At 71.1% G+C, this 5,602-nt stretch carries 7 protein-coding genes and 2 pseudogenes; 5 read left to right on the plus strand and 4 right to left on the minus strand.

Annotated elements, in window-relative coordinates; all coding sequences use genetic code 11:
* Together E4F61_RS13820 and E4F61_RS14960 are read left to right on the plus strand one after the other, a co-directional pair.
* Positions 1–484: pseudogene (locus tag E4F61_RS13820) on the plus strand (excinuclease ABC subunit UvrA); the annotation flags it as partial.
* A gap of 352 nt (positions 485–836) precedes the next feature.
* Positions 837–1,238, plus strand: coding sequence for an acyl-CoA thioesterase (locus tag E4F61_RS14960; RefSeq protein WP_238382954.1), 402 nt, complete (start codon positions 837–839; stop codon positions 1,236–1,238).
* 1 nt (position 1,239) lies between these two features.
* Here the strand turns inward: E4F61_RS14960 and E4F61_RS13830 are convergent, their stop codons facing one another.
* A complete protein-coding gene (locus E4F61_RS13830; RefSeq protein WP_338016020.1) occupies positions 1,240–1,572 on the minus strand; it encodes a copper chaperone PCu(A)C in 333 nt (110 codons plus the stop codon).
* On the opposite strand from E4F61_RS13830, the gene E4F61_RS14965 reads away from it, so the two are divergent.
* Together E4F61_RS14965 and E4F61_RS13835 are read left to right on the plus strand one after the other, a co-directional pair.
* Positions 1,553–1,696 (plus strand): hypothetical protein, encoded by a 144-nt coding sequence (locus tag E4F61_RS14965; RefSeq protein WP_238382956.1) that lies wholly within the window; start codon positions 1,553–1,555, stop codon positions 1,694–1,696. The genes E4F61_RS13830 and E4F61_RS14965 overlap by 20 nt on opposite strands.
* Before the next feature lie 72 nt (positions 1,697–1,768).
* The gene (locus E4F61_RS13835) at positions 1,769–2,548 is read left to right on the plus strand and encodes an enoyl-CoA hydratase/isomerase family protein (protein WP_133480203.1); all 780 of its coding nucleotides are present in this window, start codon (positions 1,769–1,771) and stop codon (positions 2,546–2,548) included.
* 9 nt (positions 2,549–2,557) lie between these two features.
* Here the strand turns inward: E4F61_RS13835 and E4F61_RS13840 are convergent, their stop codons facing one another.
* From E4F61_RS13840 to E4F61_RS13850, 3 genes and pseudogenes are all read right to left on the minus strand, one after another.
* On the minus strand, positions 2,558–3,418 hold the full coding sequence (locus E4F61_RS13840; RefSeq protein WP_133480204.1) for a sulfurtransferase: 861 nt from the start codon (positions 3,416–3,418) through the stop codon (positions 2,558–2,560).
* Positions 3,415–4,210, minus strand: a pseudogene (locus E4F61_RS13845) (CoA pyrophosphatase). Before E4F61_RS13845 ends, E4F61_RS13840 begins: the two are co-directional and overlap by 4 nt.
* 84 nt (positions 4,211–4,294) lie before the next feature.
* Positions 4,295–4,990: an FKBP-type peptidyl-prolyl cis-trans isomerase N-terminal domain-containing protein gene (locus E4F61_RS13850; protein ID WP_133480205.1), complete on the minus strand. Its 696-nt coding sequence runs from the start codon at positions 4,988–4,990 to the stop codon at positions 4,295–4,297.
* Between the two features lie 212 nt (positions 4,991–5,202).
* Between E4F61_RS13850 and E4F61_RS13855 the strand changes: the two genes are divergently transcribed.
* Positions 5,203–5,602 (plus strand): enoyl-CoA hydratase/isomerase family protein (locus E4F61_RS13855; RefSeq protein WP_202909016.1); only part of this gene is annotated, 400 nt, incomplete at its 3' end.

Raw genomic sequence — 5,602 nt, forward strand, 5'->3', positions numbered from 1 at the left:
CTGTCGGGCGGCGAGGCGCAGCGCGTGAAGCTGTCGAAGGAGCTCTCGCGTCGCGACACCGGTCGCACGCTGTACATCCTCGACGAGCCGACCACGGGCCTGCACTTCGCCGACATCGAGCAGCTGCTCGGTGTGCTGCACCGGCTGCGCGACGACGGCAACACGGTCGTGGTGATCGAGCACAACCTTGACGTCATCAAGACCGCGGACTGGGTGATCGACCTCGGGCCCGAAGGCGGCCATCGCGGCGGTACCATCCTGGGCTGCGGCACGCCCGAGGAAATCGCGGCGATGCCGCAGTCGCATACCGGCCGCTTCCTTGCGCCGCTGCTCCGACGCGATCAAGCTGTCGCGCCCGCGCCGAAGCCCGGCCGCAAGCGCAAGACCGCCTCTCGATGACCGACCAGCCGCCCCCGCCCTCCGACAAGAAATCGCGTCGCCGCAGCGCGCCGCGCAAGCGCGCCCCCGCCAAGCGCGCGCCTGACGCGGAAGCGGTATCGGCCAGCGATGCTTCGATCACGTCCCGGACCGTGACGGTCCAGGACGCTGCGCTGTCCGCACCCGATGCGGTCGCCGAGAAGCTCGATCCGCATCCGCTGCAGGACGCCGGTGACCGGGGCGACGCGCCCGTCGACGACGCACCTCTCGCGACCGAGGTGGCGCCGTCGGCCGCTCCGGCCGCGCGCCGCGACAGGCGGGAGCGGCGCGACAAGGTCGACCGGCCGAGCGTCGAACCATCGCAGGCCGACGCGCCGAGCGCGGAACCGCCGTCGCCGCCGGACTCGACCGCTGTCGCGACGCCGCCCGCCACCGCGCCGTTCCCGCGCCAGGCGGAACTGCGCCCGGGCGAACTGATCCGGGTGCCGTTGTCCGTGCGCTGGCGCGATCTCGACGCGTTCAACCACGTCAACAACTCGAAGTACCTCAGCTACCTCGAGGAAGCACGGCTGCGCTGGATGCTCGCGATGCCCGGCATGGGCATGGACGAGGACGTGGCACCCGTCGTCGCGGCCTCGAACCTCAACTACCGCAGGCCGATCGAGTGGCCGGGCGATGTCGTGATCGAGCTGTTCGTCGAGCGCATCGGCGGCAGCAGCCTGACGATCGGCCATCGCATCGTCGACTCGAAGGACGGCGGCACGCTGTACTGCGACGGCAACGTCGTGATGGTGTGGATCGATCGCAACAGCGGACGCTCGGCGCCCCTGCCCGACAGCGTGCGCGCCGCCTGCCGCTGAACTACGGCGCGGCGGTACGGACGTCGAAGTCGACCGGAATCCGGCGGCCGTCGCCCAGCAGCAGGTCGATCCGCACCTTCGAGCCCGGCGCCACCGTGGTGTCCGGCGCCATCAGCATGAGGTGGCGCCCGCCGGGCCGGAAGTCGGCACGCTCGCCCGGACGCAGGACGACGCGCGGCAACGGACGCATGCGGCTGACCCCGCCCTCGACGCGCGTCACGTGCATCGAGGTGTCGCCAAAACGATTCGATCGGACGCCCGTCAGCACGACGGCAGCGCGGCAGGGATTGCGAAGCGAAAAGAAGCCCGCGCCCATGGGCATCATCGGCGTCATCCGGATCCACGCGTCGGTGACGACCGGCGCACACCGCGCGCGGGGCGACGCAGTCGACGCGGTCGCGACGGCGAGGAGTACGAGCGGCATCAGGCGGATCGACATGCGCATCCCGCCATTCTAGGTCGCGGGCGGCTCCAGTCGCCGCGGCCCCACGCTGCCGGTTAACCTGCGGGTTTGCGGACGGAGCGACGGCATGGCCCACGTCGAAATGCAGGCGCACGGTGACATCATCGAGATCCGGCTGGCGCGCGCGCCCGTCAACGCGCTGGATCCCGGGCTGTGCCACGCGATCGTCACTGCGGTGCAGGTCGCTACGACGGACGGTGCGCGCGGCATCGCGCTCACGGGCGGCCCGTCGGTGTTCTCCGCGGGGCTCGACGTGCCCTATCTCATGTCGCTCGGCGGTGATCGCGAGGCGCTGATGCACGCGTGGACTGCGTTCTTCGGCGCCGCGCGGGCGCTGGTCGGCAGCCCCGTGCCCATCGCGGCGGGCATGGCCGGCCACGCACCTGCCGGCGGCTGCGTGTTGGCCTTGTGCTGCGACTACCGCGTCATGGCACGTTCGCCGGACCCCGCGAAGCCGTTCCGCATCGGCCTCAACGAGACGCAGGTCGGCCTGGTCGCGCCGGAAGGCATCCAGCGCCTGCTGCGGCGGGTCGTCGGGCCGCATCGCGCGGAGCGCCTGCTGGTCGGTGGCTTGATGCCGACCACGGACGAGGCGCATGCGATCGGCCTCGTCGACGAGATCGGCAGCATCGACGACACCGCCGCACGCGCCGTCGCCTGGCTGCAGGGACTCGCCGCGTTGCCGCGCCAGCCGGTGCTGCAGACGCGCGCGGTCGCACGCGCCGATGCCGTCGAGGCGCTCGCGCCGGAGCACGTCCCGCTCGATCGCTTCGTCGACGCCTGGTATTCGGCCGACACGCAGGCGGCGCTGCGCGCCGTGCTGGAACGGCTCGGAAAGAGCCGCTGACCGGCGACCTCAGCCCGTCGCGATGGGCCGCGCGTCGTCCTCGATCCAACCGCTCCACGACCCGGTGTAGAGCCGCGCACCGCGTAGGCCGGCGTGCTCCAGCGCGAGCAGATGGTGGCAGGCGGTGACGCCCGACCCGCAACTCGCGACGAGTGACGCCGCGGGACGCCCGTCGAGCAACGCGTCGAACTCCGCCCGCAGTCGCGACGGCGACTTGAAGCGGCCGCCGTCCAGGTTCGATGCGAACGGCCGGTTCAGCGCTCCCGGGACGTGGCCGGCCTTCCGGTCGAGCGGCTCCACGTCACCGCGGTAGCGCTCGGCGGCGCGGGCATCCACCACGACGCCGTCCTCGGGGCGCAGGGCGACGACGTCGTCCGTCTGCAGCAGGCGCGTGTCGTCGAACACGCCGGCGTACGGGCCGGCATCGGCGACGCGTGACTCGCCCGTTTCGACGGCACCGCCCGCTGCCTGCCAGGCCGACCAGCCGCCGTCGAGGACGGCCGCGGCCTCGTGCCCCCAGAGGCGCAGCATGAACCACAGGCGGGCGGCGGCCAGTGCGCCCTGGGCATCGTCGTAGACCACCACCTGGTGGTCGGGCGTGATGCCCAGGCGGCCGAGCACGGCCGCGAACGCGTCGTCCGACGGCCACGGATGCCGGCCGGCGCCGGGATAGTGCGGGCCGGACAAATCGGTTTCGAGGTCCACGCGCGCCGCGCCGGGGACGTGGCCCTCCGCGAAGCGCCGCGCGCCGGCGGATCGATCGGCGAGGTCGACGCGCGCATCCACGACGGCCAGCGGGCGCGACGACGACGTCGGCGAACGCAGCGCGTTCATGAGCGTCTCCGCATCGACGAGCGTGGTCCAGGTCATCGCACCGCCTCCAGGCGTTCTTGCAGGTTGAGCAGCATCGACGCGGTTGCGCCCCAGATGCGCTGGTCGGGATAACGGTACTCCCAGACGCGCCGGTCGCGGCCCTCGTGCACGAAGCGGCGCTCGACCCGGTTGGACGGCTCGAGCAGGAACGCCAGCGGCACTTCGAACACGGCCGCCACTTCCACGGGATCCGGGCGTGCGACGTAGGCGGGATCGACCAGCGCGACGACCGGCAGTACGCGGAAGCCGGTGATCGTCGCCAGCGGATCGAGGTAACCCATGGGCTGCACGAGCGACGTCGGAATCCCGACTTCCTCGTGCGTTTCGCGCAGTGCCGCGGCCACGGCGTCCGTGTCCTCCGCATCCACGCGACCGCCCGGAAAGCTCACCTGCCCCGCATGGCGGCGCAGCGCGTCGTTGCGACGCGTGAGCAGCACCTGCAGCGCATCGCCGCGCGGCACCAGGCCGACCAGTACCGCGGCCTCGCGCAGCGCCGTAACGTCGACGAGGTCGCCGATCTCCGCAACGTTCCAGCAGCCCGCGCGCGGCGGTGCGTCGATGGGATGCACCGCGCGACGGAGCGAATCGAGCAACGCGTCAGTCATCGCCCGACGTCGTGGCGCGTGACGGCAGCTCCGATTCCATCAGGCGCAGCCGGTCGGCATCGCCCATCGTGCCCCAGCGGGCGATCTCGTCCAGCGTGCGGAGGCAGCCCGCGCACAGCCCGTCGTCGCGCATCTCGCAGACGCCGATGCACGGGCTCAATACGGCGCGGTAGAGGGTGGTCATGCGTCCATTCTCGCAGAGGCGCGACCCGCGGAAACACGAACGCCGGCGCGGAGCCGGCGTTCGTGGAACAGCATGTCGGACGTCTTACTTCGTGCTGACGAGCTTGATCTCGAACTGCACCGCCACGTTCGGCGGGAAGCCCGTGCGCGGGTCGGCGCCGTAGGCCTTGTCGGCCGGCAGCGTGACTTCCCACTTCGAGCCGGTCGGCATCTGCTGGATCACTTCACGCATCGCCGGCATCTCGATCTGGCTGACCTTGATCGACGGGATGGCCTGCGCCGGGCGGGCTTCCTGCGGACGCTGGCCCCACGGGTACGGACCCGCGACTTCCAGCTGCACGGTGCTGGCCGGCGTCGGCTTGGCGCCGGTGCCGTTCTCGAGCACGCGGTACTGCACGCCGCTCGGGAGCACCTTCACGCCGGCCTTGGCCTTGTTGCCGTTGATGAACGTATCGCTCTTGGTCTTGTTCTCGGCGGACGCCTTGTCCCACTCGGCCTTGGCCTTCGCGGTCTGGCGCGCCTGCATGTCGGTCAGCGCCTTCTGCAACTGCTCCACCGGCACCGCCGGCTGCTTCTTGGCATAGGCGTCCTGCACGCCCTTGATCAGCGAATTGATGTCGAGCTGCTCGCCGCGATCGGCGAGCTCGGCGGCATCGACACCGGTCTTGAAACCGAGCGCGTAGCTCAGCTTGCCCTTCTCGGACGTGGTGTCCTGTGCGGACGCCATGCCGGCGGACACAACCAGAGCCGCCGCGGCGACGGCCATCAGACGAAACTTCATCGGGTGAAACCTCCGGTAGAGATGCTCGGTGCGCGAAGGTGCGCAACGGCGTTGAAAACCCCTGTGCCGCGTACCGGTCGACAGCCCCGAGTGGCGCGCTAGGATACTGGCGGCAGGGCTTAACCGCCACTGACGCCGACCCTGTGACCGCGTGTCCACGGCTTAGTTCCGCCGGCCAGCGGCCGTTCTTCACCTTCACACCCGGACCCCTCATGACCGACAGCAGCAGCGCATCGCCGGTGACCGTCGCCGACCGCGACGCCGTCCGCATCATCACCGTCAACCGGCCGGACAAGCTCAACGCGCTGAACGCGGCCACGCTCGACGCACTCGACGTCGCGTTCGCCGAAGCGATCGCATCGCCCGGCGTGCGCGCGATCGTGCTGACGGGCGCGGGCCCCAAGGCGTTCGTCGCCGGCGCCGACATCGCGGAAATGAACACCTTGACGCCCGTGCAGGGCCGCGACTTCTCGTTGCGCGGCCAGCGGATGATGCGTCGCGTGGAGCGCAGCCCGAAGCCGGTGATCGCGATGGTCAACGGCTTCGCGCTCGGCGGCGGGCTGGAACTGGCGATGTGCTGCCACCTGCGCATCGCGTCGGACACCGCGCGCG

This window comes from Cognatilysobacter segetis, assembly GCF_004359965.1.
Classification (GTDB): domain Bacteria; phylum Pseudomonadota; class Gammaproteobacteria; order Xanthomonadales; family Xanthomonadaceae; genus Cognatilysobacter; species Cognatilysobacter segetis.

What these genes read in the sequence shown, in the direction of transcription:
- E4F61_RS14965 (WP_238382956.1), top strand. Translation starts at nt 1,553, where the DNA reads ATGGGCATCATCGGCGTCATCCGGATCCACGCGTCGGTGACGACCGGC.
- E4F61_RS13830 (WP_338016020.1), bottom strand. Translation starts at nt 1,572, where the DNA reads ATGACGCCGATGATGCCCATGGGCGCGGGCTTCTTTTCGCTTCGCAAT.
- E4F61_RS13835 (WP_133480203.1), top strand. Translation starts at nt 1,769, where the DNA reads ATGGCCCACGTCGAAATGCAGGCGCACGGTGACATCATCGAGATCCGG.
- E4F61_RS13840 (WP_133480204.1), bottom strand. Translation starts at nt 3,418, where the DNA reads ATGACCTGGACCACGCTCGTCGATGCGGAGACGCTCATGAACGCGCTG.
- E4F61_RS13850 (WP_133480205.1), bottom strand. Translation starts at nt 4,990, where the DNA reads ATGAAGTTTCGTCTGATGGCCGTCGCCGCGGCGGCTCTGGTTGTGTCC.